2 protein-coding genes are annotated in these 1,983 nt (G+C 47.2%); both read left to right on the top strand.

All coding sequences use genetic code 11. The annotated features are described in order from the left end of the window. On the top strand, positions 1-1,404 hold a 1,404-nt coding region (locus NLX71_RS26185; protein WP_254366744.1), incomplete at its 5' end, for a carbohydrate binding domain-containing protein. Between the two features lie 76 nt (positions 1,405-1,480). Next, positions 1,481-1,921: a carbohydrate binding domain-containing protein gene (locus NLX71_RS26180; RefSeq protein WP_254366743.1), complete on the top strand. Its 441-nt coding sequence runs from the start codon at positions 1,481-1,483 to the stop codon at positions 1,919-1,921. Positions 1,922-1,983 lie beyond the last annotated feature (62 nt).

Raw genomic sequence — 1,983 nt, 5'->3', positions numbered from 1 at the left:
GACATCACACCGAGCAATGCGCGGCGGGCCAGAATTCATGCAGGCCTTGAAACAACGGCTGATGGCGGGGCAGGTTCTTTCTATGTCGACAGTATGAGCTTTAGATACGATATGGAAGGCAACTTACTTAGTAATCCGAGCTTTGAGGCAAATACGGGGATTACAAGCGGAACGTCAGACGGATGGGACAAATGGAAGAATACGGGAACGGACGGCTTGCAGATCGTATCATCGCCGGTAGCTTCGGGAACGAAGGCGCAGAAGATAGCGAGTTCGGACATGAAAGCGAGAGGAGCCATTTGGGCGCTGCAGGACATCGTAGTAGATCAGAATAAGCCGTTTGTGCTTAGCGGGAACATTTATGTAGAAAGTCTGAGCAATGCAAATGTATCGCTGCTTATTCAGTTTTTTGATGATAATAACAATTATATTGGTTTTAAGTCAGTGAATTACCCGCAAGGGATGCTGAACAGATATATGACGCTATCGATGAACGACATCACACCGAGCAATGCGCGGCGGGCCAGAATTCATGCAGGCCTTGAAACAACGGCTGATGGCGGGGCAGGTTCTTTGTATGTCGACAGTATGAGTTTCAGGTACGATACGGAAGGAAACTTGCTTAGTAATCCGAGCTTTGAGGCAAATACGGGAATTACAAGCGGAACAGCAGACGGATGGAACAAATGGAAGGATACGGGGACGGACGGCTTGCAGATCGTATCATCGCCGGTAGCCTCGGGAACGAAGGCGCAGAAGATAGCGAGTTCAGACATGAAAATGAGAGGGTCCATTTGGGCGCTGCAGGACATTGTAGTAGATCGGAATAAGCCGTTTGTGTTTAGCGGGAACATTTATGTGGAAAGTCTGAGCAATGCAAACGTAACGCTGCTTGTACAGTTTTTTGATGACAATAACAACTTTATTAGTTTAAAGTCAGTGAATTACCCGCAAGGGCTGCTGAACAGTAATATGACGCTATCGATGAACGACATCACACCGAATAATGCGCGGCGAGCCAGAATTCATGCAGGCCTTCAAGCAACGGCCGACGGCGGGGCAGGTTCTTTGTATGTCGACAGTATGAGTTTCAGGTACGATACGGAAGGAAACTTGCTTAGTAATCCGAGCTTTGAGGCAAATACGGGAATTACAAGCGGAACAGCAGACGGATGGAACAAATGGAAGGATACGGGGACGGACGGCTTGCAGATCGTATCATCGCCGGTAGCCTCGGGAACGAAGGCGCAGAAGATAGCGAGTTCAGACATGAAAATGAGAGGGTCCATTTGGGCGCTGCAGGACATTGTAGTAGATCGGAATAAGCCGTTTGTGTTTAGCGGGAACATTTATGTGGAAAGTCTGAGCAATGCAAACGTAACGCTGCTTGTACAGTTTTTTTGATGACAATAACAACTTTATTAGTTTAAAGTCAGTGAATTACCCACAAGGGCTGCTGAACAGTAATATGACGCTATCGATGAACGACATCACACCGAATAATGCGCGGCGAGCCAGAATTCATGCAGGCCTTCAAGCAACGGCCGACGGCGGGGCAGGTTCTTTGTATGTCGACAGTATGAGTTTCAGGTACGATACGGAAGGAAACTTGCTTAGTAATCCGAGCTTTGAGGCAAATACGGGAATTATAAGCGGAACAGCAGACGGATGGAACAAATGGAAAGATACGGGGACGGACGGCTTGCAGATCGTATCATCGCCGGTAGCCTCGGGAACGAAGGCGCAGAAGATAGCGAGTTCAGACATGAAAATGAGAGGGTCCATTTGGGCGCTGCAGGACATTGTAGTAGATCGGAATAAGCCGTTTGTGTTTAGCGGGAACATTTATGTGGAAAGTCTGAGCAATGCAAACGTATCCCTGCTTATTCAGTTTTTTGATGACAATAACCACGCCTGTTGATTAACCAAAATAAGGTATTCAAAAATTGAAAAAAGGCCACTCTTTCGATAAAATCGATTCTA

The sequence above is a fragment of the Paenibacillus sp. MZ04-78.2 genome (assembly GCF_024213375.1).
In the GTDB taxonomy this organism is placed as follows: domain Bacteria; phylum Bacillota; class Bacilli; order Paenibacillales; family NBRC-103111; genus Paenibacillus_G.
Note: the sequence above shows the minus strand (reverse complement) of the source record. Positions and strands in the feature narration are given on the sequence as shown.

Coding starts and splice junctions, on each gene's coding strand:
- NLX71_RS26180 (WP_254366743.1), top strand. CDS start 1,481: ATGAACGACATCACACCGAATAATGCGCGGCGAGCCAGAATTCATGCA.